Origin of the sequence: Streptomyces sp. DH41 (assembly GCF_029813785.1) — a bacterium.
GTDB lineage: Bacteria > Actinomycetota > Actinomycetes > Streptomycetales > Streptomycetaceae > Streptomyces.
In genome coordinates this window covers 695,212-714,714 of record NZ_JARVKY010000002.1, presented here as the reverse complement: position 1 = coordinate 714,714, position 19,503 = coordinate 695,212, and the positions used below count along the sequence as shown (strand labels likewise).

Annotated in this window: 29 protein-coding genes; 27 read left to right on the top strand and 2 right to left on the bottom strand. The window is 67.3% G+C overall.

Annotation, left to right across the window (positions count from 1 at the left end; translation table 11 throughout):
- Positions 1-31 precede the first annotated feature (31 nt).
- The 26 genes from rplV (at position 32) to QC283_RS06380 (ending at position 16,229) form a co-directional block, all read left to right on the top strand.
- Positions 32-379 (top strand): 50S ribosomal protein L22, encoded by a 348-nt coding sequence (gene rplV, locus QC283_RS06505; protein ID WP_030619142.1) that lies wholly within the window; start codon positions 32-34, stop codon positions 377-379.
- Positions 379-1,218, top strand: coding sequence for a 30S ribosomal protein S3 (gene rpsC / locus QC283_RS06500; RefSeq protein ID WP_055418365.1), 840 nt, complete (start codon positions 379-381; stop codon positions 1,216-1,218). Before rplV ends, rpsC begins: the two co-directional genes overlap by 1 nt.
- 5 nt (positions 1,219-1,223) lie before the next feature.
- On the top strand, positions 1,224-1,643 hold the full coding sequence (gene rplP / locus QC283_RS06495; RefSeq protein ID WP_003974260.1) for a 50S ribosomal protein L16: 420 nt from the start codon (positions 1,224-1,226) through the stop codon (positions 1,641-1,643).
- Positions 1,643-1,867: a 50S ribosomal protein L29 gene (gene rpmC / locus QC283_RS06490; protein WP_003998824.1), complete on the top strand. Its 225-nt coding sequence runs from the start codon at positions 1,643-1,645 to the stop codon at positions 1,865-1,867. Before rplP ends, rpmC begins: the two co-directional genes overlap by 1 nt.
- Complete coding sequence (gene rpsQ / locus QC283_RS06485) at positions 1,867-2,154, top strand: 30S ribosomal protein S17 (RefSeq protein ID WP_279560368.1); 288 nt, start codon at positions 1,867-1,869, stop codon at positions 2,152-2,154. The genes rpmC and rpsQ overlap by 1 nt, the downstream gene beginning before the upstream one ends.
- 103 nt (positions 2,155-2,257) lie before the next feature.
- Positions 2,258-2,626, top strand: coding sequence for a 50S ribosomal protein L14 (gene rplN / locus QC283_RS06480; RefSeq protein ID WP_003974257.1), 369 nt, complete (start codon positions 2,258-2,260; stop codon positions 2,624-2,626).
- A gap of 2 nt (positions 2,627-2,628) precedes the next feature.
- Positions 2,629-2,952: a 50S ribosomal protein L24 gene (gene rplX / locus QC283_RS06475; RefSeq protein WP_003974256.1), complete on the top strand. Its 324-nt coding sequence runs from the start codon at positions 2,629-2,631 to the stop codon at positions 2,950-2,952.
- Positions 2,952-3,509, top strand: coding sequence for a 50S ribosomal protein L5 (gene rplE, locus QC283_RS06470; protein WP_279560367.1), 558 nt, complete (start codon positions 2,952-2,954; stop codon positions 3,507-3,509). Before rplX ends, rplE begins: the two co-directional genes overlap by 1 nt.
- Before the next feature lie 5 nt (positions 3,510-3,514).
- The gene (locus QC283_RS06465; protein ID WP_003948630.1) at positions 3,515-3,700 is read left to right on the top strand and encodes a type Z 30S ribosomal protein S14; all 186 of its coding nucleotides are present in this window, start codon (positions 3,515-3,517) and stop codon (positions 3,698-3,700) included.
- Between the two features lie 235 nt (positions 3,701-3,935).
- On the top strand, positions 3,936-4,334 hold the full coding sequence (rpsH, locus tag QC283_RS06460; protein ID WP_279560366.1) for a 30S ribosomal protein S8: 399 nt from the start codon (positions 3,936-3,938) through the stop codon (positions 4,332-4,334).
- 24 nt (positions 4,335-4,358) lie between these two features.
- On the top strand, positions 4,359-4,898 hold the full coding sequence (gene rplF, locus QC283_RS06455) for a 50S ribosomal protein L6 (RefSeq protein WP_279560365.1): 540 nt from the start codon (positions 4,359-4,361) through the stop codon (positions 4,896-4,898).
- A gap of 3 nt (positions 4,899-4,901) precedes the next feature.
- A complete protein-coding gene (gene rplR, locus QC283_RS06450) occupies positions 4,902-5,285 on the top strand; it encodes a 50S ribosomal protein L18 (protein ID WP_121748663.1) in 384 nt (127 codons plus the stop codon).
- 64 nt (positions 5,286-5,349) lie between these two features.
- On the top strand, positions 5,350-5,955 hold the full coding sequence (rpsE, locus tag QC283_RS06445) for a 30S ribosomal protein S5 (RefSeq protein ID WP_133887695.1): 606 nt from the start codon (positions 5,350-5,352) through the stop codon (positions 5,953-5,955).
- Positions 5,956-5,957: 2 nt separating this feature from the next.
- Positions 5,958-6,140: a 50S ribosomal protein L30 gene (gene rpmD / locus QC283_RS06440; RefSeq protein WP_114534099.1), complete on the top strand. Its 183-nt coding sequence runs from the start codon at positions 5,958-5,960 to the stop codon at positions 6,138-6,140.
- 2 nt (positions 6,141-6,142) lie between these two features.
- Positions 6,143-6,598 carry a 50S ribosomal protein L15 gene (gene rplO / locus QC283_RS06435; protein ID WP_279560364.1) on the top strand — a complete coding sequence of 152 codons (456 nt, stop codon included), beginning with the start codon at positions 6,143-6,145 and terminating at the stop codon, positions 6,596-6,598.
- Positions 6,599-6,840: 242 nt separating this feature from the next.
- Positions 6,841-8,154 (top strand): preprotein translocase subunit SecY, encoded by a 1,314-nt coding sequence (gene secY, locus QC283_RS06430; RefSeq protein ID WP_279560363.1) that lies wholly within the window; start codon positions 6,841-6,843, stop codon positions 8,152-8,154.
- Positions 8,154-8,807 carry an adenylate kinase gene (locus QC283_RS06425; RefSeq protein WP_279560362.1) on the top strand — a complete coding sequence of 218 codons (654 nt, stop codon included), beginning with the start codon at positions 8,154-8,156 and terminating at the stop codon, positions 8,805-8,807. The genes secY and QC283_RS06425 overlap by 1 nt, the downstream gene beginning before the upstream one ends.
- Positions 8,808-8,953: 146 nt before the next feature.
- Entirely contained in the window at positions 8,954-9,790 is an 837-nt protein-coding gene (map, locus tag QC283_RS06420) for a type I methionyl aminopeptidase (protein ID WP_279560361.1), read from the top strand.
- 354 nt (positions 9,791-10,144) lie between these two features.
- Positions 10,145-10,366: a translation initiation factor IF-1 gene (gene infA, locus QC283_RS06415; RefSeq protein ID WP_004927214.1), complete on the top strand. Its 222-nt coding sequence runs from the start codon at positions 10,145-10,147 to the stop codon at positions 10,364-10,366.
- A 174-nt stretch (positions 10,367-10,540) separates the two neighbouring features.
- Positions 10,541-10,654 carry a 50S ribosomal protein L36 gene (gene rpmJ, locus QC283_RS06410; protein WP_003974245.1) on the top strand — a complete coding sequence of 38 codons (114 nt, stop codon included), beginning with the start codon at positions 10,541-10,543 and terminating at the stop codon, positions 10,652-10,654.
- A 188-nt stretch (positions 10,655-10,842) separates the two neighbouring features.
- Positions 10,843-11,223 (top strand): 30S ribosomal protein S13, encoded by a 381-nt coding sequence (gene rpsM, locus QC283_RS06405; protein ID WP_279560360.1) that lies wholly within the window; start codon positions 10,843-10,845, stop codon positions 11,221-11,223.
- A gap of 68 nt (positions 11,224-11,291) precedes the next feature.
- Positions 11,292-11,696 (top strand): 30S ribosomal protein S11, encoded by a 405-nt coding sequence (rpsK, locus tag QC283_RS06400; protein WP_003948617.1) that lies wholly within the window; start codon positions 11,292-11,294, stop codon positions 11,694-11,696.
- A 145-nt stretch (positions 11,697-11,841) separates the two neighbouring features.
- A complete protein-coding gene (locus tag QC283_RS06395) occupies positions 11,842-12,864 on the top strand; it encodes a DNA-directed RNA polymerase subunit alpha (RefSeq protein ID WP_003966937.1) in 1,023 nt (340 codons plus the stop codon).
- Between the two features lie 116 nt (positions 12,865-12,980).
- Positions 12,981-13,475, top strand: coding sequence for a 50S ribosomal protein L17 (gene rplQ, locus QC283_RS06390; RefSeq protein WP_279560359.1), 495 nt, complete (start codon positions 12,981-12,983; stop codon positions 13,473-13,475).
- Positions 13,476-13,640: 165 nt separating this feature from the next.
- Complete coding sequence (gene truA / locus QC283_RS06385; protein WP_279560358.1) at positions 13,641-14,495, top strand: tRNA pseudouridine(38-40) synthase TruA; 855 nt, start codon at positions 13,641-13,643, stop codon at positions 14,493-14,495.
- Between the two features lie 225 nt (positions 14,496-14,720).
- Positions 14,721-16,229 carry a polysaccharide deacetylase family protein gene (locus tag QC283_RS06380; RefSeq protein ID WP_279560357.1) on the top strand — a complete coding sequence of 503 codons (1,509 nt, stop codon included), beginning with the start codon at positions 14,721-14,723 and terminating at the stop codon, positions 16,227-16,229.
- Positions 16,230-16,303: 74 nt separating this feature from the next.
- Here the strand turns inward: QC283_RS06380 and QC283_RS06375 are convergent, their stop codons facing one another.
- Together QC283_RS06375 and QC283_RS06370 are read right to left on the bottom strand one after the other, a co-directional pair.
- Entirely contained in the window at positions 16,304-16,510 is a 207-nt protein-coding gene (locus tag QC283_RS06375) for a hypothetical protein (protein ID WP_279560356.1), read from the bottom strand.
- Between the two features lie 24 nt (positions 16,511-16,534).
- Positions 16,535-17,728 carry a glycosyltransferase family 2 protein gene (locus QC283_RS06370; RefSeq protein ID WP_279560355.1) on the bottom strand — a complete coding sequence of 398 codons (1,194 nt, stop codon included), beginning with the start codon at positions 17,726-17,728 and terminating at the stop codon, positions 16,535-16,537.
- 394 nt (positions 17,729-18,122) lie between these two features.
- Between QC283_RS06370 and QC283_RS06365 the strand changes: the two genes are divergently transcribed.
- Positions 18,123-19,496: a cellulose binding domain-containing protein gene (locus tag QC283_RS06365; protein WP_279560354.1), complete on the top strand. Its 1,374-nt coding sequence runs from the start codon at positions 18,123-18,125 to the stop codon at positions 19,494-19,496.
- The last annotated feature ends 7 nt before the right edge of the window (positions 19,497-19,503 follow it).

The window sequence follows — 19,503 nt, the reverse complement described above, 5'->3', positions numbered from 1 at the left end:
AAAGATCATGACAAACACTGAAGGGACAACCATGGAAGCCAGGGCCCAGGCGCGGTACATCCGCGTCACGCCCATGAAGGCCCGCCGCGTGGTGGACCTCATCCGTGGCATGGATGCCACGGAGGCTCAGGCGGTCCTGCGTTTCGCCCCGCAGGCCGCGAGCGTGCCGGTCGGCAAGGTGCTGGACAGCGCCATTGCCAACGCCGCGCACAACTACGACCACACCGACGCCGACAGCCTCGTCATTTCCGAGGCCTACGTCGACGAGGGCCCGACCCTGAAGCGGTTCCGCCCGCGCGCCCAGGGCCGCGCCTACCGGATCCGCAAGCGGACCAGCCACATCACCGTGGTCGTCAGCAGCAAGGAAGGAACCCGGTAATGGGCCAGAAGGTAAACCCGCACGGGTTCCGGCTCGGTGTCACGACCGACTTCAAGTCGCGTTGGTACGCCGACAAGCTGTACAAGGACTACGTCAAGGAAGACGTCGCCATCCGTCGGATGATGACGTCCGGCATGGAGCGCGCCGGCATCTCGAAGGTGGAGATCGAGCGCACCCGTGACCGCGTGCGTGTGGACATCCACACCGCTCGTCCCGGCATCGTCATCGGCCGCCGCGGCGCCGAGGCCGACCGTATCCGCGGTGACCTGGAGAAGCTGACCGGCAAGCAGGTCCAGCTGAACATCCTCGAGGTCAAGAGCCCGGAGACGGACGCTCAGCTGGTGGCCCAGGCCGTCGCCGAGCAGCTCTCCTCCCGCGTCTCCTTCCGTCGTGCCATGCGCAAGAGCATGCAGGGCACGATGAAGGCCGGCGCCAAGGGCATCAAGATCCAGTGCGGTGGCCGCCTCGGTGGCGCCGAGATGTCCCGCTCGGAGTTCTACCGCGAGGGCCGTGTGCCCCTGCACACGCTCCGCGCGAACGTGGACTACGGCTTCTTCGAGGCCAAGACGACCTTCGGCCGCATCGGCGTGAAGGTCTGGATCTACAAGGGCGACGTCAAGAACATCGCCGAGGTCCGCGCCGAGAACGCCGCTGCCCGCGCCGGCAACCGCCCGGCCCGTGGTGGCAACGACCGCCCGGCCCGTGGTGGCCGCGGTGGCGAGCGTGGCGGTCGCGGTCGCAAGCCGCAGCAGCAGTCCGCGCCGGCTGCCGAGGCCCCCAAGGCCGACGCTCCCGCCGCCGCTGCCGCTCCGGCTGAGAGCACCGGAACGGAGGCCTGACCGAAATGCTGATCCCCCGTAGGGTCAAGCACCGCAAGCAGCACCACCCGAAGCGCCGCGGTATGGCCAAGGGCGGTACGCAGGTTGCGTTCGGCGAGTACGGCATTCAGGCCCTCACGCCGGCGTACGTGACCAACCGCCAGATCGAGGCGGCCCGTATCGCGATGACCCGCCACATCAAGCGTGGCGGCAAGGTCTGGATCAACATCTACCCGGACCGCCCGCTCACGAAGAAGCCGGCCGAGACCCGCATGGGTTCCGGTAAGGGTTCCCCCGAGTGGTGGATCGCGAACGTGCACCCGGGCCGGGTCATGTTCGAGCTGTCCTACCCCAACGAGAAGATCGCCCGTGAGGCGCTGACTCGTGCGGCCCACAAGCTGCCGATGAAGTGCCGGATCGTCAAGCGCGAGGCAGGTGAAGCGTGATGTCGGCCGGTACCAAGGCGTCCGAGCTGCGCGAACTGGGTGACGAGGAGCTTCTCGCGAAGCTCCGCGAAGCCAAGGAAGAGCTGTTCAACCTCCGCTTCCAGGCGGCGACGGGTCAGCTCGAGAACCACGGTCGGCTCAAGGCCGTCCGCAAGGACATCGCGCGGATCTACACCCTGATGCGTGAGCGCGAGCTGGGCATCGAGACGGTGGAGAGCGCCTGATGAGCGAGAACAACGTGACTGAAGAGACGAAGGCCGGCCGCGGCTTCCGCAAGACCCGTCAGGGTCTGGTCGTCAGCGACAAGATGGACAAGACCGTCGTCGTCGCCGTCGAGGACCGCGTGACCCACGCCCTGTACGGCAAGGTCATCCGCCGTACCGAGAAGCTCAAGGCCCACGACGAGCAGAACACCGCCGGTGTCGGCGACCGTGTCCTCCTCATGGAGACCCGGCCGCTGTCCGCGACGAAGCGCTGGCGCGTCGTCGAGGTCCTCGAGAAGGCCAAGTAAACCTCCTGCGGGGCAAACCCATGCAGGTCAGTTCCGCCAGGCTCGGCAGGGGCCCTCGTACTGAGGCCCCTGCCGGGAACCGGCAGACAATCAGGAGATAGACGTGATCCAGCAGGAGTCGCGGCTGCGTGTCGCCGACAACACGGGTGCGAAGGAAATTCTCACCATCCGTGTGCTCGGTGGCTCGGGCCGCCGCTACGCGGGTATCGGTGACGTCATCGTCGCCACCGTCAAGGACGCGATCCCCGGTGGCAACGTGAAGAAGGGTGACGTCGTCAAGGCGGTCATCGTTCGCACCGTCAAGGAGCGCCGCCGTCCCGACGGCTCGTACATCCGCTTCGACGAGAACGCCGCCGTCATTCTGAAGAACGACGGCGACCCTCGCGGCACCCGTATCTTCGGCCCGGTGGGCCGTGAGCTGCGCGAGAAGAAGTTCATGAAGATCATCTCCCTCGCGCCGGAGGTGCTGTGAGCATGAAGATCAAGAAGGGCGACCTGGTCCAGGTCATCACCGGTAAGGACAAGGGCAAGCAGGGCAAGGTCATCGCGGCCTTCCCCCGTGAGGACCGTGTCCTGGTCGAGGGTGTCAACCGGGTCAAGAAGCACACCAAGGCCGGGCCGACCGCTCGCGGTTCGCAGGCCGGCGGCATCGTGACCACCGAGGCCCCGATCCACGTCTCCAACGTCCAGCTGGTCGTGGAGAAGGACGGCAACAAGGTCGTCACGCGCGTCGGTTACCGCTTCGACGACGAGGGCAACAAGGTTCGCGTTGCCAAGCGGACGGGTGAGGACATCTGATGGCTACCACCACCACTCCGCGTCTCAAGACGAAGTACCGCGAGGAGATCACGGGCAAGCTGCGTGAGGAGTTCTCGTACGAGAACGTCATGCAGATCCCCGGCCTCGTCAAGATCGTGGTCAACATGGGTGTGGGCGACGCCGCCCGCGACTCCAAGCTGATCGACGGCGCGATTCGCGACCTCACCACGATCACCGGTCAGAAGCCGGCCGTCACCAAGGCCCGTAAGTCCATCGCGCAGTTCAAGCTGCGTGAGGGCCAGCCGATCGGTGCCCACGTCACGCTCCGTGGCGACCGCATGTGGGAGTTCCTGGACCGCACCCTGTCGCTCGCGCTGCCGCGCATCCGCGACTTCCGTGGTCTGTCCCCCAAGCAGTTCGACGGCCGTGGCAACTACACCTTCGGTCTCACCGAGCAGGTCATGTTCCACGAGATCGACCAGGACAAGATCGACCGCACCCGGGGTATGGACATCACCGTGGTGACCACGGCGACCAACGACGCTGAGGGCCGCGCGCTCCTTCGTCACCTCGGCTTCCCCTTCAAGGAGGCGTGAGCGAGATGGCGAAGAAGGCTCTGATTGCCAAGGCTGCTCGCAAGCCCAAGTTCGGTGTACGTGGCTACACGCGCTGCCAGCGCTGCGGCCGCCCGCACTCCGTCTACCGCAAGTTCGGCCTGTGCCGCGTGTGCCTTCGTGAGATGGCTCACCGTGGCGAGCTGCCGGGCGTGACCAAGAGCTCCTGGTAATCCGGTAATTCCGGGTTATTCAGACTCTCGGTAAGCAACCGGGTCGGCAGAGGCCCGGCTCCGCATGCCTTAGGCTTGTGGGGTTGGGCGTCTGCCACCCGTACGCCCGCAGGCAGTGCCTGCAAACATTTGCTTACTACGCCGTAGGTCCACCGCGCCGCACCCGTCCCGTCTCGGATCGGGGAGAGGGATGGCGCATCAGGAAACCACGGCGAGAGAGGCCGAAGGCCAATTCATGACCATGACTGATCCGATCGCAGACATGCTTACGCGTCTGCGGAACGCGAACTCGGCGTACCACGACTCCGTGACGATGCCGGCGTCCAAGATCAAGTCTCACATCGCGGAGATCCTCCAGCAGGAGGGCTTCATCACGGGCTGGAAGACCGAGGACGCCGAGGTCGGCAAGAACCTCGTCCTCGAGCTGAAGTTCGGCCCGAACCGTGAGCGCTCCATCGCGGGCATCAAGCGGATCTCCAAGCCCGGTCTCCGGGTGTACGCGAAGTCCACCAACCTGCCCAAGGTGCTGGGTGGCCTCGGCGTGGCGATCATCTCCACGTCGCAGGGTCTCCTCACTGGACAGCAGGCCGGCAAGAAGGGCGTAGGCGGAGAAGTCCTCGCCTACGTCTGGTAACGGAAGGGAACGGAGGAAACAGCTATGTCGCGCATCGGCAAGCTCCCCATCGCGGTTCCCGCCGGCGTGGACGTCACCATCGACGGCCGTACGGTCGCGGTCAAGGGCCCCAAGGGCTCGCTGACCCACACCGTCGTGGCGCCGATCGACATCGCCAAGGGTGAGGACGGCGTTCTGAGCGTCACCCGCCCCAACGACGAGCGTCAGAGCAAGGCCCTGCACGGCCTGTCCCGCACGCTGGTGGCGAACATGATCACCGGCGTGACCCAGGGTTACGTGAAGAAGCTCGAGATCAGCGGTGTCGGTTACCGCGTGCTCGCCAAGGGTTCGAACCTGGAGTTCTCCCTCGGCTACAGCCACTCGATCACCGTCGAGGCCCCCGAGGGCATCACCTTCAAGGTGGAGTCCCCGACCCGTTTCTCGGTCGAGGGCATCGACAAGCAGAAGGTCGGCGAGGTTGCGGCCAACATCCGCAAGCTGCGCAAGCCCGACCCGTACAAGGCCAAGGGCGTCAAGTACGAGGGCGAAGTCATCCGCCGCAAGGTCGGAAAGGCGGGTAAGTAAGCCATGGCATACGGACAGAAGATCCTCAAGGGCGACGCCTACAAGCGCGCCGCGATCAAGCGTCGCCACATCCGGATTCGCAAGAATCTCTCGGGTACGGCGGAGCGTCCCCGTCTGGTCGTTACCCGCTCGAACCGCCACATCGTGGCCCAGGTGATCGACGACCTCAAGGGTCACACCCTTGCGTCGGCGTCCACCCTGGACACCTCGATCCGTGGTGGCGAGGCGGACAAGTCCGCGCAGGCCAAGCAGGTCGGCGCCCTGGTCGCCGAGCGCGCCAAGGCCGCGGGTGTCGAGGCTGTCGTGTTCGACCGCGGTGGCAACCAGTACGCCGGGCGCATCGCCGCTCTGGCGGACGCGGCCCGCGAAGCCGGACTGAAGTTCTGAGCCGCCCGTCGCAGCAGCGGCCCAGGTCGTTGCGTGGCTACGGAAACAGAGAGAGGTAATTCCAATGGCTGGACCCCAGCGCCGCGGTGGCGGTGCCGGTGGCGGCGAGCGGCGGGACCGGAAGGGCCGTGACGGTGGCGCAGGTGCCGCCGAGAAGACCGCTTACGTTGAGCGCGTCGTCGCGATCAACCGCGTCGCCAAGGTTGTGAAGGGTGGTCGTCGCTTCAGCTTCACCGCGCTGGTCGTGGTGGGCGATGGTGACGGCACCGTGGGTGTCGGTTACGGCAAGGCCAAGGAGGTGCCGGCCGCCATCGCCAAGGGTGTTGAGGAGGCCAAGAAGCACTTCTTCAAGGTCCCCCGTATCCAGGGCACCATCCCGCACCCCATCCAGGGTGAGAAGGCTGCCGGCGTCGTGCTGCTCAAGCCCGCGTCCCCGGGTACCGGTGTTATCGCCGGTGGTCCGGTGCGCGCCGTGCTCGAGTGCGCCGGTATCCACGACGTGCTGTCGAAGTCGCTCGGCTCCGACAACCAGATCAACATCGTGCACGCGACCGTGGAGGCCCTCAAGGGCCTGCAGCGTCCCGAGGAGATCGCGGCCCGCCGTGGTCTGCCGCTCGAGGACGTCGCCCCCGCGGCTCTTCTCCGTGCACGTGCCGGGGCGGGTGCGTAATCATGGCGCAGCTCAAGATTACGCAGGTCAAGTCCTACATCGGCAGCAAGCAGAACCACCGTGACACCCTGCGTTCCCTTGGTCTCAAGGGGATCAACACGCAGGTCGTCAAGGAGGACCGCCCCGAGTTCCGCGGCATGGTGCAGACCGTCCGCCACCTCGTGTCGGTCGAGGAGGTCGACTGATCATGGGTGAGCAGAACCCGCTCAAGATCCACAACCTCCGTCCCGCCCCGGGCGCCAAGACCGCGAAGACCCGTGTCGGTCGTGGTGAGGCGTCGAAGGGTAAGACGGCCGGTCGTGGTACCAAGGGTACGAAGGCCCGTTACCAGGTTCCGGAGCGCTTCGAGGGTGGCCAGATGCCCCTCCACATGCGTCTTCCGAAGCTGAAGGGCTTCAAGAACCCGTTCAAGACCGAGTTCCAGGTCGTGAACCTCGACAAGCTGGCCGCGCTCTACCCCGAGGGTGGCGAGGTCACCGTCGAGGGTCTGGTGGCCAAGGGTGCCGTTCGCAAGAACAGCCTCGTCAAGGTCCTCGGCCAGGGCGAGATCTCCGTGGCGCTGCAGGTGACGGTCGACGCCGTCTCCGGCTCCGCCAAGGAGAAGATCTCCGCCGCCGGCGGCACCGTCACCGAGCTCGTCTGAACCCTTCAGGCGCCTCGATGACTTGAGCGATCCCAACCGGGGATGCCCCACAAAAGGGGTATCCCCGGTTGGTCGTTCCAAGGAAAGTACTCCCGCCGGTAAGGTGGCCTGCGCTGCCCTCTTTCACGGGTGCGTCACATGGGGCACCCTGGGCGGCAGTTGACCGTTACTTACTAAGTCGTCAGTCGAATCCTCAAGACCGTCACCCTTGACGCAGTAGCGCGGGGGTCGCAGGAGGCACCGTGCTCACCGCGTTCGCCCGGGCGTTCAAGACGCCCGACCTGCGCAAGAAGCTGCTCTTCACGCTCGGCATCATCGTGGTCTACCGGCTCGGTACCCACATCCCCATCCCAGGCGTCGATTACAAGAACGTCCAGGAGTGTGTGGACCAGGCGTCCGGCAACCAGGGCCTCTTCGGTCTGGTGAACATGTTCAGCGGCGGCGCCCTGCTGCAGATCACGGTCTTCGCGCTCGGCATCATGCCGTACATCACGGCGAGCATCATTCTGCAGCTGCTGACCGTGGTGATCCCGCGCCTGGAAGCCCTGAAGAAGGAGGGCCAGGCGGGTACGGCGAAGATCACGCAGTACACCCGCTACCTGACCATCGCGCTGGCCATCCTCCAGGGCACCGGCCTGGTGGCCACCGCCCGCAGCGGCGCCCTGTTCTCCGGCTGCACCGTCGCCGGTCAGATCGTCCCGGACCAGGCCATCTTCACCACCGTCGTCATGGTGCTCACCATGACCGCCGGTACGGCCGTCGTCATGTGGCTCGGCGAGATCATCACCGACCGCGGCGTCGGCAACGGCATGTCGATCCTGATGTTCATCTCGATCGCCGCGACCTTCCCCTCCGCCCTGTGGGCCATCAAGAAGCAGGGCGAGCTGGCGGACGGCTGGATCGAGTTCGGCACCGTCATGATCGTCGGATTCGTCATGGTCGGCCTGGTCGTCTTCGTGGAGCAGGCCCAGCGCCGTGTTCCGGTGCAGTACGCGAAGCGCATGATCGGCCGCCGGTCCTACGGCGGTACCTCGACGTACATCCCGCTCAAGGTGAACCAGGCGGGTGTCATCCCCGTCATCTTCGCCTCGTCGCTGCTCTACATCCCGGCGCTGATCGTCCAGTTCTCCGGTTCGCAGGCGGGCTGGGCCACCTGGATCCAGAAGAACCTCGCCGACACGGCCGCGACTCCGCACATCATTCTGTACTTCCTCCTGATCGTGTTCTTCGCCTTCTTCTACGTGGCGATCTCGTTCAACCCCGAGGAAGTCGCGGACAACATGAAGAAGTATGGTGGGTTCATCCCGGGCATCCGGGCTGGCCGACCGACCGCTGAGTATCTGAGCTACGTACTCAACCGGATCACCTGGCCGGGTTCGCTGTATCTGGGCCTGATCTCTCTCGTACCGACAATGGCGTTGGCCGGTTTCGGGGCAAACCAGAACTTCCCGTTCGGCGGGACCAGCATCCTCATCATCGTGGGTGTGGGTCTTGAGACGGTGAAGCAGATCGAGAGCCAGCTCCAGCAGCGCAATTACGAAGGGTTCCTCCGCTGATGCGAATCGTCCTCGTCGGGCCGCCGGGTGCCGGTAAGGGAACGCAGGCCACCCGCCTTGCCGAGACGCTGCACATTCCGCACATCTCCACGGGTGACCTGTTCCGCGCGAACATCAGTCAGCAGACCGAACTGGGCAAGCTCGCCAAGTCGTACATGGACGCCGGCAACCTCGTACCGGACGAGGTCACCATCGCCATGGCGAAGGACCGGATGGGGCAGCCCGACGCCGAGGGCGGCTTCCTGCTGGACGGCTTCCCGCGCAACGTCTCCCAGGCCGAGGCGCTGGACGAGCTGCTCGAGACCGAGGACATGAAGCTCGACGCGGTGCTGGACCTGGAGGCCCCGGAGGACGAGGTCGTCAAGCGGATCGCCGGCCGGCGCGTCTGCCGCAACAACTCGGCGCACGTCTTCCACGTGACGTACACGCCGCCGAAGAAGGAAGGCGTCTGCGACGTCTGCGGCGGCGAGCTGTACCAGCGGGACGACGACTCCGAGGGGACGGTCCGCAAGCGGCTCGAGGTCTACCACACGCAGACCGAGCCGATCATCGACTACTACAAGTCGCAGGGCCTGGTCGTCACCATCGCCGCGACGGGACCGGTGGACGAGGTCACGGGCCGTGCGCTGGAGGCGCTCAAGCGCGACCAGTAGTGCTCACAGCCTGGCTGCAGCCGCGGTCCCTCGCTCAGGGGCCGCGGCTGTGCTGTGGGGTGGGGACGCCCGCCCCGTATCGTGGGAGGCGTCAGTCCTCCTTCCCGTGTCCTCCGTCTCTCCGGTCCAGAAAGGCCGCAGTCCCCATGGTGCAGATCAAGAGCCCCGAGCAGATCGCCAAGATGCGTGAGGCGGGGCTGGTCGTCGCCGCCATCCACGCGGCCACGCGCGAGGCCGCCGTGCCCGGCGCCACGACCAAGGACCTGGACCAGGTCGCCCGCAAGGTGCTCACGGAGCACGACGCCAAGCCGAACTTCCTCGGGTACGGCGGCTTCCCGGCGACCATCTGCACCTCGGTGAACGAGGTCGTCGTCCACGGCATCCCGTCCGACGACGTCGTCCTCAAGGACGGTGACGTCATCTCCATCGACTGCGGCGCGATCATCGACGGCTGGCACGGCGACGCCGCCTACACCGCCTTCGTCGGCTCCGGTCACTCCCCGGAGCTGGTCGAGCTCTCCCGGGTGACCGAGGAGTCCATGTGGGCCGGCATCGCGGCGATGAAGCAGGGCAACCGGCTCGTGGACGTGTCCCGGGCCATCGAGACGTACATCCGCCGCCAGCCGAAGCCCGGCGGCGGCAAGTACGGGATCATCGAGGACTACGGCGGCCACGGCATCGGCACCGAGATGCACATGGACCCGCACCTGCTGAACTACGTCGAGCGCCGGCGCGGCAAGGGCCCGAAGCTGGTGCCCGGCTTCTGCCTGGCCATCGAGCCGATGGTGTCCCTCGGCACACCGCGCACGGAGGTCCTGCCGGACGACTGGACGGTCATCACGACGGACGGGACCTGGTCCTCCCACTGGGAGCACTCGGTGGCCCTGACGGAGCAGGGCCCGCTGGTCCTGACAGCCCCTGACGGCGGCAAGGCGAAGCTGGCGGAGCTGGGCATCACTGCGGCGCCGGACCCGCTGGGCTGAGGGCCGCGGCTCCCGCCCGCCGGTCGGAGGCCGGCGCAGCCGCTCGAAGCCAGTGAGGCGCCCCCGGCGCCGAGCCCGCGAGAGGGGCGTGAAGGTCAGGTCGGCGGCAAGGCGAAGCTGGCGGAGCTGGGCATCACGGCGGCGCGGACCCGCTGGGCTGAGGGCCGCGGCTCGCGGGCCCGCTGGGCCGAGGGTCCCCGCATAACGATCGCCCGAGTGGGGCAGACTTCCTCGTTTCGCCTTTCCGGGTGTGCTGACGTAGACTGACTCGTCGGATCTCGTGCACCCGCATGCCTGCATGCACTCGTGCGGCGTACGAGAATCGATCAAGGTAGTCGATTCGAAGGGCGAAGCGTGGCCAAGAAGCAAGGTGCCATCGAGATCGAGGGCACTGTCGTCGAGTCTCTCCCCAACGCGATGTTCAGGGTCGAGCTCCAGAACGGCCACCAGGTCCTGGCACACATCAGCGGCAAGATGCGTATGCACTACATCCGCATCCTCCCTGACGACCGGGTCGTGGTGGAGCTGTCTCCGTACGACCTGACGCGTGGCCGGATCGTCTACCGGTACAAGTGAGCTTGGGCGGGTCCCGTACCCGCCCCGGCGGCCGGGAGGGTCGTCGATGGACAGGTTCGTCCTGTCAATCTCCCCGGAGCGATCCAGGGGAGCTTCTCCAACGGTACAAGTAGATCTTTCCCCTGCCCCGGCACCGTATGGCGCGGGGGCACTGAGCCCGGAGAACTTCACTCAATGAAGGTCAAGCCGAGCGTCAAGAAGATCTGCGACAAGTGCAGGGTGATCCGCCGCCACGGCCGGGTCATGGTTATCTGCGACAACCCGCGCCACAAGCAGCGCCAGGGCTGACGCACAACCTTCCCTCCGCGATTCGCAGGACTTCGCGCGACGCGAGCTGAATATGTTCATACGCAGGACCCGGGCGCCGAGGCGTCCGACACCCCCGGTTCGGAGGCCGGGGACCCGATCCGTACCTGACACGGCGGCGCGGGAACCGGTTCTGTGGAAGACCTCCGAAGATCACCAGGAGCCATTGAATGGCACGCGTTTCCGGTGTTGACATCCCGCGCGAAAAGCGCGTCGAGATCGCCCTCACCTACGTGTTCGGCATCGGCCGGACTCTCTCGCAGCAGACGCTGGCTGCCACCGAGGTGGACCCGAACACCCGTGTTCGTGACCTCACCGAGGAGCAGCTCGTCGCGATCCGCGAGTACGTCGACAACAACATCAAGACCGAGGGTGACCTCCGTCGCGAGGTCCAGGCCGACATCCGCCGCAAGGTCGAGATCGGCACGTACCAGGGTCTCCGCCACCGTCGCGGCCTGCCCGTCCGCGGTCAGCGCACCAGCACCAACGCCCGCACCCGCAAGGGCCCGCGTCGCGCCATCGCCGGTAAGAAGAAGCCGGGCAAGAAGTAGTCCACAGCGGACTCGCCGTCCAGCGGTCTTCGCTGTAGGACCGACCACCTCCCCTGTAGGAGAACGACATGCCCCCCAAGGGACGTCAGGGCGCTGCCAAGAAGGTGCGCCGCAAGGAAAAGAAGAACGTCGCTCACGGCCACGCGCACATCAAGAGCACGTTCAACAACACGATCGTGTCCATCACGGACCCGACCGGCAACGTGATCTCCTGGGCCTCCGCCGGCCACGTCGGCTTCAAGGGCTCGCGCAAGTCCACGCCGTTCGCCGCGCAGATGGCCGCCGAGTCGGCTGCCCGTCGCGCGCAGGAGCACGGCATGCGCAAGGTCGACGTCTTCGTCAAGGGCCCGGGTTCCGGTCGTGAGACCGCCATCCGCTCCCTGCAGGCGACCGGCCTCGAGGTCGGCTCGATCCAGGACGTCACCCCGACGCCGCACAACGGCTGCCGTCCGCCGAAGCGTCGTCGCGTCTGATCCGTCGCGTCCTTGACCGACGCGTCTGATCTCGCTTCACCAGGGTTCTCACGGGCGGTACGGCTCTTTCGGGTCGTATCGCCCGTACCCTTGCAGTAATGGTCGGGCGTCAAATAGCGGGCGCCCCTGACTGAAGGAACACCACATGCTGATCGCTCAGCGTCCCTCGTTGACCGAAGAGGTCGTCGACGAGTTCCGCTCCCGGTTCGTCATCGAGCCGCTGGAGCCGGGCTTCGGTTACACCCTCGGCAACTCCCTCCGCCGCACCCTCCTCTCGTCGATCCCCGGCGCTGCTGTCACCAGCATCCGCATCGACGGTGTCCTGCACGAGTTCACCACCGTGCCGGGCGTCAAGGAGGACGTCACCGACCTGATCCTCAACATCAAGCAGCTGGTCGTCTCCTCGGAGCACGACGAGCCGGTCGTGATGTACCTGCGCAAGCAGGGCCCGGGTCTGGTCACCGCCGCCGACATCGCGCCCCCGGCCGGTGTCGAGGTGCACAACCCCGACCTCGTCCTCGCCACGCTCAACGGCAAGGGCAAGCTGGAGATGGAGCTGACCGTCGAGCGCGGTCGCGGCTACGTCTCCGCCGTGCAGAACAAGCAGGTCGGTCAGGAGATCGGGCGCATCCCGGTCGACTCGATCTACTCGCCGGTCCTCAAGGTCACGTACAAGGTCGAGGCCACGCGTGTCGAGCAGCGCACCGACTTCGACAAGCTGATCGTCGACGTCGAGACCAAGCAGGCCATGCGTCCGCGCGACGCCATGGCGTCGGCCGGCAAGACCCTGGTCGAGCTGTTCGGTCTCGCCCGCGAGCTGAACATCGACGCCGAGGGCATCGACATGGGTCCGTCCCCGACGGACGCCGCGCTCGCCGCCGATCTGGCGCTGCCGATCGAGGAGCTGGAGCTCACCGTTCGGTCGTACAACTGCCTCAAGCGTGAGGGCATCCACTCCGTGGGCGAGCTCGTCGCGCGTTCCGAGGCGGACCTGCTCGACATCCGCAACTTCGGTGCGAAGTCGATCGACGAGGTCAAGGCCAAGCTCGCGGGCATGGGTCTCGCGCTCAAGGACTCGCCTCCCGGGTTCGACCCGACCGCCGCCGCGGACGCCTTCGGCGCCGACGACGACGCGGACGCGGGGTTCGTGGAGACCGAGCAGTACTGATCCATTCCTTCCGGGGCGTCCCTTCGGGGCTGCCCCGGATCTCCGACAGGCGACCGCCTGCTCGGATACTGACTCCGGTACCTGATACGGCCGGGGCAGACACCTAGGAGAAGAAAATGCCGAAGCCCAGCAAGGGTGCCCGTCTGGGCGGCAGCGCCGCGCACGAGAAGCTGCTCCTCGCGAACCTCGCGAAGTCGCTCTTCGAGCACGGCAAGATCACGACCACCGAGGCGAAGGCGCGCAAGCTGCGTCCGTACGCCGAGCGTCTGGTCACCAAGGCGAAGAAGGGCGACCTTCACAACCGCCGTCAGGTGCTCCAGGTGATCACGGACAAGAGCATCGTGCACACGCTCTTCACCGAGATCGGCCCGCGCTACGAGAACCGTCCCGGTGGCTACACCCGGATCACCAAGGTCGGTAACCGCCGTGGCGACAACGCGCCCATGGCCGTCATCGAGCTGGTCGAGGCGCTGACCGTGGCGCAGGAGGCGACCGGCGAGGCCGAGGCCGCCACCAAGCGCTCCGCGAAGGACGCCGAGGCTGCCGAGACCAAGGTCGACACGACCAAGGCCGACGACGAGGCTGCCGCCGAGGAGTCCAAGGACGCGTAAGCGTCTGCCGGGGGCTGTGCGACGGCGGCTGCGGCTTCGTCGTGGCTGGTCGCGCCCGCGCGGCGGAGCCGCAAACCGAGCGCAGTCCCGCGCCCCTTGAGGGCGTTGCGGGTCCGTTCCTTTCGAGGGGCGGGCCCGCTTTCGTTCTGCTGAGAGGATCTCTGGGTGAGTGACGAAGTGGAGCCCGGGTTCGTACGGGTGCGGCTGGACCTTTCCTACGACGGGGCCGGGTTCTCCGGCTGGGCCAAACAGGCCGGCGGGCGACGGACCGTGCAGGGCGAGATCGAGGACGCGCTGCGGACGGTCACGCGGTCCCGGAAGACGTACGAGCTGACCGTGGCCGGTCGGACCGACGCCGGCGTGCACGCCCGGGGCCAGGTCGCCCACGTGGACCTGGAGCGCGAGGTCTGGGCCGAGCACCACCCGAAGCTGCTCAAGCGGCTGGCCGGCCGGCTGTCCAGGGATGTGCGGGTGTGGGCCCTGCGCGAGGCGCCCAGCGGCTTCAACGCCCGGTTCTCCGCGGTCTGGCGGCGCTACGCCTACCGGGTCACCGACAACCCCGGCGGCGTCGACCCGCTGCTGCGCGGACACGTCCTGTGGCACGACTGGCCCCTCGACGTGGACGCCATGAACGAGGCCGCCCGCGGCCTGCTGGGCGAGCACGACTTCGCCGCCTACTGCAAGAAGCGGGAGGGGGCCACGACCATCCGGACCCTCCAGGAGCTGAGCCTGGTCCGGGGCGACGACGGGATCGTCACCGCCACCGTCCGGGCCGACGCCTTCTGCCACAACATGGTGCGCTCGCTCATCGGGGCCCTGCTGTTCGTCGGCGACGGCCACCGCACGCCCGACTGGCCCGCCGAGGTGCTCGCCGCCGGCGTCCGGGACTCGGCCGTGCACGTCGTACGGCCGCACGGGCTGACGCTGGAGGAGGTCGGCTATCCCGCGGACGGGATGCTGGCGGCGCGCAACCTCGAAGCGCGGAACAAGAGGACGCTGCCGGGGAGCGGTTGCTGCTGAACGCACGGTGCGGCGCCGGGGTGCCCCGCTAGACTGCTGTTCGACGACGCCTCGTTCACATCATCCGCTGGAATCTTCGCCGGTGGGGTGTTGGGGGACCGCGAGGCCGTCGGGCCGCCACGACTCCTGTCCTGACACCTGTCCCGCACACCGGACGCGCCCATGGGGAGCGGCCGTCCGGTGCCGTCGCGTGCGGCCGGATCTTCTGAGAGCCGGGGAGCCACTTTGTCCAGAGCCAGAAAGCACTCGGCGTCGGCGTCCGCCGAACGGGATTCCAGGGCGAAGGTGGGCCGGCGTTCGGCCCTCGGCCTGATGGGCCTCGGCGGCCTGCTGACGGCCGGTGGCGCGGCCGCGGGCGTGGTGGGCAAGGACCTGATCCTGCCCGCGTCGGCCCGGAGCGGCTCCGGAGCCGTCGATCTCGGTGCGGGCGGGTCTGTCGAGAATCTGACCGCGCCGACGTACGCCCCGTCCGGGCGCCGCCCGCGCTACCGGCGGGCGACCTGGAGCGAGCAGTTCCAGGAAGGGAACGAGTGGGCGCCCGGCGGTGAGGGCACCGCGTCCTCCGGTTCCGACGCCGAGGTCTTCACCCGGGGCGACCGCTCGTGCCGGGTCACCACGCGCGGCGACGGTGTCCAGTCCTTCGTACGCCGGACCGGTATGGAGTCGATGGACCTCAAGGGGAAGATGCTCCGTCTCGTCTTCCAGGTGGAGGACGTGGCCCATCTGAAGCGGATGGAGTTCTACCTGGGCAGCCGGAAACTGGCGAACCACTTCAGCTGGACCTTCCATCACCACGCGGCCAAGGGCACCAACTACGTGCAGTCGGGGGACTGGGTCACCGTCCACCTGCAGTGGGCGGACGTCACCGGCGCGTCCGGCGAGTACGAGCTGTCGTCGCGCGGTGAGCCGTCGGACCGGTCCGGCTTCACCGACATGTCGTTCGCCGTGTACGACGACGGGAAGGGGCCGGTCACGTACCGCCTCCAGGCCGTCGAGGTGGTGCCGGACACCACGGACGTCTTCCCCAAGGGCGTCGTCTCGATCACCTTCGACGACTCGCACAAGTCGGTGCACGACTTCGCCCGCCCGGTCATGGACCGGTACGCGATGCCCGGCACGCTCTACAACATCGCCGACGCGATAGACACCGAGCCCTTCATGCGCATCGGACAGATGCGTTCCCTTCAGGACTCGTCCGGCTGGGAGATGGCCGGACACGCCTACTCGCTGAAGGCACATGACGCGAGCTACCCGGAACTGGCCGCGGAGGAGGTCGACGAGGACTTCCGCAAGCTGCGCGAGTGGCTGGTCGGACGCGGTTTCACCAGCGACCACTTCGCCTACCCGCACGGGGCGTTCGGGAAGACCCGCGACGGTGTGCCCGTCGACCTGCTGGCCGCCCGGCACTTCACCACCGCGCGTTCCATCATCTCCGAGACGACCGAGAGCTTCGCTCCGGCGATGCCGCACCGGCTCAAGGCGCTGACCGGGATCAACGACGGGACGGAGACGGGCGGGGAGACGCTCGCCGACGTGATCGGGGCGGGCGGCGCGCTGGACCGCTGCGCGCGCGGCGGCGACTGGCTCATCCTGTGTCTGCACCGGATCGTCGAGGGTGTCCCCACGGAGAACACGGAACTGAGCACGAAGGGCCTCGACCGCCTGATGCGGGAGATCGACAAGCGGGGCATCGAGGTGCTGACGGTGCAGGAGGCGATGGCGCACTACACGTGATGGCGCACTACACGTGACGCGACAGCCCGGCCGTCCGCCGGACGGCCGGGCTGTGTGCTGTGCGCGGGGTGCGGTCAGGAGCGGCGTGCGCGCCTGCCGCCGCCGGCCGCCCGGCGGTCATGGCGGCTCCGCTTGACGGAGAGTATCCAGCCCAGCACGGTGAGGGTGACGGCCAGGCAGGTGAAGGTGAGGACGACGAGCTCGACCTGGGTGACCTTCGCGACGGTGTAGGCGATGCCCGCGAGAACCGCGCAGGCTCCGAGGCCTCTGAGGGTGTTCATTTTTCTCCTGCGCCTGTCTGTCTGTTACTTCCAGGCGGACACACGGGTCACGAAGGACTTGAGGATGGACGACACGAGCCAGTAGGCCCGTACGACGGTGTAGACGAGCTCGGGGACGAGCAGGGCCTCGACGAGCATCGCCTTCCAGCCCAGGGGCCGTACCCGCAGCGCGGGATAGACGATCCAGAAGGCGAGCAGGGCCCACAGCAGCGGGTGCGTGTCCAGGCTGTACTGGGCCGCGGAGATGAGCTGGCGGGCGCCCCAGATGAAGATGTACGCGAAGCCGAACAGGCCCAGGATCATGGTGATGATGGAGTGCCAGGTGAACTTGGTCCAGCCACGGCGGCGCAGTGCGTCCACGGTGCCCCGGCTCCACCGCTCGCGCTGCTGGATCAGCTCGCGCAGGGTGGGCATGAGGTCGGTGTACGCGATGCACAGCTGATTGGCCGTGACCTTCCAGCCGGACTCCTTGAGCGCCAGCGTGGTCTCGTAGTCCTCGACGAGGTTGCGGTGGTCCTCCCAGAACACCTCGCCGCGCCAGTCGATCAGGCCCTGCAGGGCCTCGGCGCGGTAGAAGGAGCCGGCGCCCGACATGGTGTGGACGTCCTTGCGGAAGCGTGAGTTCGCCGCCCGGCCGTACTCGATGATCTGCATGCCGAGCAGGAAGCGCTGCCAGGGGTTGCGCCACAGGTCGGTACGGCCGAGGCAGGCCGCGCTGACGCCGCCGATCTCGGGGTCGGACAGGATGACGTTCCGGGCGCGCTCGATGAACCGGGAGTGCAGTTCGGTGTCGGCGTCCATGACGAGGATGTGGCCCACGCGGCCGTTGAGACGGCCGCCGACGGACTCCCTGAGCCAGTTCAGGCCGTAGTTGAGGGCGCCGGCCTTCTTGTGGGGGTTGTCCGGGATGTTCAGCACGACGGTCGGCGGCGTGCTCTCGTCCTCGGCGAACTGGAGCGCGTAGTCCTCGGTGCGGTCGGTGGAGTTGTTGACCACTACGACGATCAGGTCGGGCCGGCGGGTCTGCCGGGCCAGAGACTCGAGAGAGGTGAAGACTCCGACCTCCTCGTTCCTCGCGGGAACCAGGATGACGGTCTCGTAGACCAGGGTGGTCTCGGCGGGGGCGGCGCGGACGGGCCCACCGCGGCCTCTTCGGTGCCGGCTCCGAGCCGCCGGCTGCGACTCAGCCCAGTCGTGGCCCGTGTCGGTGACGGACAAGGCGATCCCCCCACCCTGTTTTCTTTTGAGGCGACAGGCCCACGCTGTGTGGGCCGTGCGAATGCGCTTGTGAAGATACCGCAAGCATGTGCGGCTCTTGAAGGTTTGATCAATCGACTGTGAGTCGGGGTATTCGTCCCAAATTGGACAGCGGGTTAGTCCTTAGTTGTCCGTTACTGCCTTACGAATCCATTCAATTCAGGCAATCACGGCAAGGGTTGTGCGATTTCGACGTGAACAAGGTCACGCCTGTGACCGGATGGGGTTGGTTGTGAGGGTCCGGTGAGCGTGTGCCTAAGATTCGCTCGACAGTCAGCCATGGAATCCGGGGTATTTCATGACCCATCGCAGTAAGTCCTCTGGTAAGGGTCGAAGCTTCCTTATCATCACGTCTGTGGTGGTCCTGCTGGCCGCCGCCGGTGCGGCCGCCTACCGATGGTGGCCGTCGGAGGGGGACCCCGCGGCCCTGACCGTCCGCTACCGCACCGAAGGCGCGGCGGTGACGGACGCCGCCAAGCCCTGGCTGGAAGTCGTCAACACGTCCGGCAAGGCGGTGGACCTCGCCGACGTCACCGTCCGGTACCACTACACCGCCGACGACGGTGCCCAGTTCGCGGCCAACTGCGTGCAGACGTCCCTCGACTGCTCCAAGGTCACCCTGCGCACGGCCGCCGCGCAGAAGGCCGGCCCGAAGGCCGACCACTACCTGGAGATAGGTTTCACGGGCGAGGCCCGCACTCTGGAGTCCGGCGGGACGACCCAGGCGATCGGGCTCCAGCTGTACCGCGTCGACCAGAAGAAGCTGGACCAGTCGGACGACTACTCGTTCGACGCGGAGAAGACGTCGTACCAGGAGTCCGAGCGGGTCACGGCCTACCTGGCCGGGGCCCAGGTGTGGGGCGAGGGCCCCGACGGCGAGACCACGGGGTCCGGGCCACGCGCGAACGCGGGCGCCCCCGCCGAAGCGGCGCGGCCGCCCGCCGGAATCCTCTTCGACGACTTCGCCTACGCCGGCCCCGAGGACCCGGCGCTCGCCGCCAACGGCTGGGAGGTGCGCGACGGCGCGGGCGGCCCGGGCATCGAGGACTCATGGTCGGCGAAGGGCGTCACGTTCCCCGCCGGTGAGAACGGTGACGGCGGACAGGCGCTGCGACTGGAGGCCCGTACCGACGGCACCGCGAAGGGAACGGTGCAGTCCGAGTTCCACACCACGCGTCCGGTGTTCCGCGAAGGCACACTCGTCGCCCGCGTGTACTTCAGCGACGAACCGGTGAGCGGCCAGGACGGTGACCACGCTTCCCAGTCGGTCTTCGCCATCTCGCCGGACCACAGGTCGAAGAAGTACAGCGAACTCGACTTCGAGTACATGGCGAACGGCGGCTGGGGCCGCTACGGTCCGATTCTCGACACCACCAGCTGGCGCAGCAGCGACCTGGGCGACCGGGTCACCAAGCCCCACCAGGTGAAGCTCGGCGGCTGGCACACCCTGGCCATGACCGCGGCCGACGGCAAGGTCACCTACTCGGTGGACGGCGAAACGCTGTTCACCAGTGGGAAGGCGTACGTGCCGCGCGAGGCGATGAGCGTCAACTTCAGCAACTGGTTCATCGACCTCCCCTTCAAGGGGGAGCGTTCCTGGGAGATGAAGGTCGACTGGGTGTACCTCAAGTCCGACCAGGCCGTCTCCGCGGACGACGCGACGAAGGCCGCGGCAGGCTACGCCGCCGCGGGCACGAGGCACGTGAACACGCTCGCGGGGAGTGACTGACAGGGCG

Coding starts and splice junctions, on each gene's coding strand:
- rplE (WP_279560367.1), top strand. CDS start 2,952: ATGGCTACCACCACCACTCCGCGTCTCAAGACGAAGTACCGCGAGGAG.
- map (WP_279560361.1), top strand. CDS start 8,954: ATGGTGCAGATCAAGAGCCCCGAGCAGATCGCCAAGATGCGTGAGGCG.
- QC283_RS06425 (WP_279560362.1), top strand. CDS start 8,154: ATGCGAATCGTCCTCGTCGGGCCGCCGGGTGCCGGTAAGGGAACGCAG.
- rplP (WP_003974260.1), top strand. CDS start 1,224: ATGCTGATCCCCCGTAGGGTCAAGCACCGCAAGCAGCACCACCCGAAG.
- rplO (WP_279560364.1), top strand. CDS start 6,143: ATGGGTGAGCAGAACCCGCTCAAGATCCACAACCTCCGTCCCGCCCCG.
- rplX (WP_003974256.1), top strand. CDS start 2,629: ATGAAGATCAAGAAGGGCGACCTGGTCCAGGTCATCACCGGTAAGGAC.
- rpmJ (WP_003974245.1), top strand. CDS start 10,541: ATGAAGGTCAAGCCGAGCGTCAAGAAGATCTGCGACAAGTGCAGGGTG.
- rplQ (WP_279560359.1), top strand. CDS start 12,981: ATGCCGAAGCCCAGCAAGGGTGCCCGTCTGGGCGGCAGCGCCGCGCAC.
- rpsC (WP_055418365.1), top strand. CDS start 379: ATGGGCCAGAAGGTAAACCCGCACGGGTTCCGGCTCGGTGTCACGACC.
- rpsM (WP_279560360.1), top strand. CDS start 10,843: ATGGCACGCGTTTCCGGTGTTGACATCCCGCGCGAAAAGCGCGTCGAG.
- rpmC (WP_003998824.1), top strand. CDS start 1,643: ATGTCGGCCGGTACCAAGGCGTCCGAGCTGCGCGAACTGGGTGACGAG.
- rpmD (WP_114534099.1), top strand. CDS start 5,958: ATGGCGCAGCTCAAGATTACGCAGGTCAAGTCCTACATCGGCAGCAAG.
- QC283_RS06465 (WP_003948630.1), top strand. CDS start 3,515: ATGGCGAAGAAGGCTCTGATTGCCAAGGCTGCTCGCAAGCCCAAGTTC.
- rpsE (WP_133887695.1), top strand. CDS start 5,350: ATGGCTGGACCCCAGCGCCGCGGTGGCGGTGCCGGTGGCGGCGAGCGG.
- rpsH (WP_279560366.1), top strand. CDS start 3,936: ATGACCATGACTGATCCGATCGCAGACATGCTTACGCGTCTGCGGAAC.
- rplV (WP_030619142.1), top strand. CDS start 32: ATGGAAGCCAGGGCCCAGGCGCGGTACATCCGCGTCACGCCCATGAAG.
- rpsK (WP_003948617.1), top strand. CDS start 11,292: ATGCCCCCCAAGGGACGTCAGGGCGCTGCCAAGAAGGTGCGCCGCAAG.
- rplR (WP_121748663.1), top strand. CDS start 4,902: ATGGCATACGGACAGAAGATCCTCAAGGGCGACGCCTACAAGCGCGCC.
- QC283_RS06395 (WP_003966937.1), top strand. CDS start 11,842: ATGCTGATCGCTCAGCGTCCCTCGTTGACCGAAGAGGTCGTCGACGAG.
- rpsQ (WP_279560368.1), top strand. CDS start 1,867: ATGAGCGAGAACAACGTGACTGAAGAGACGAAGGCCGGCCGCGGCTTC.
- QC283_RS06375 (WP_279560356.1), bottom strand. CDS start 16,510: ATGAACACCCTCAGAGGCCTCGGAGCCTGCGCGGTTCTCGCGGGCATC.
- rplF (WP_279560365.1), top strand. CDS start 4,359: ATGTCGCGCATCGGCAAGCTCCCCATCGCGGTTCCCGCCGGCGTGGAC.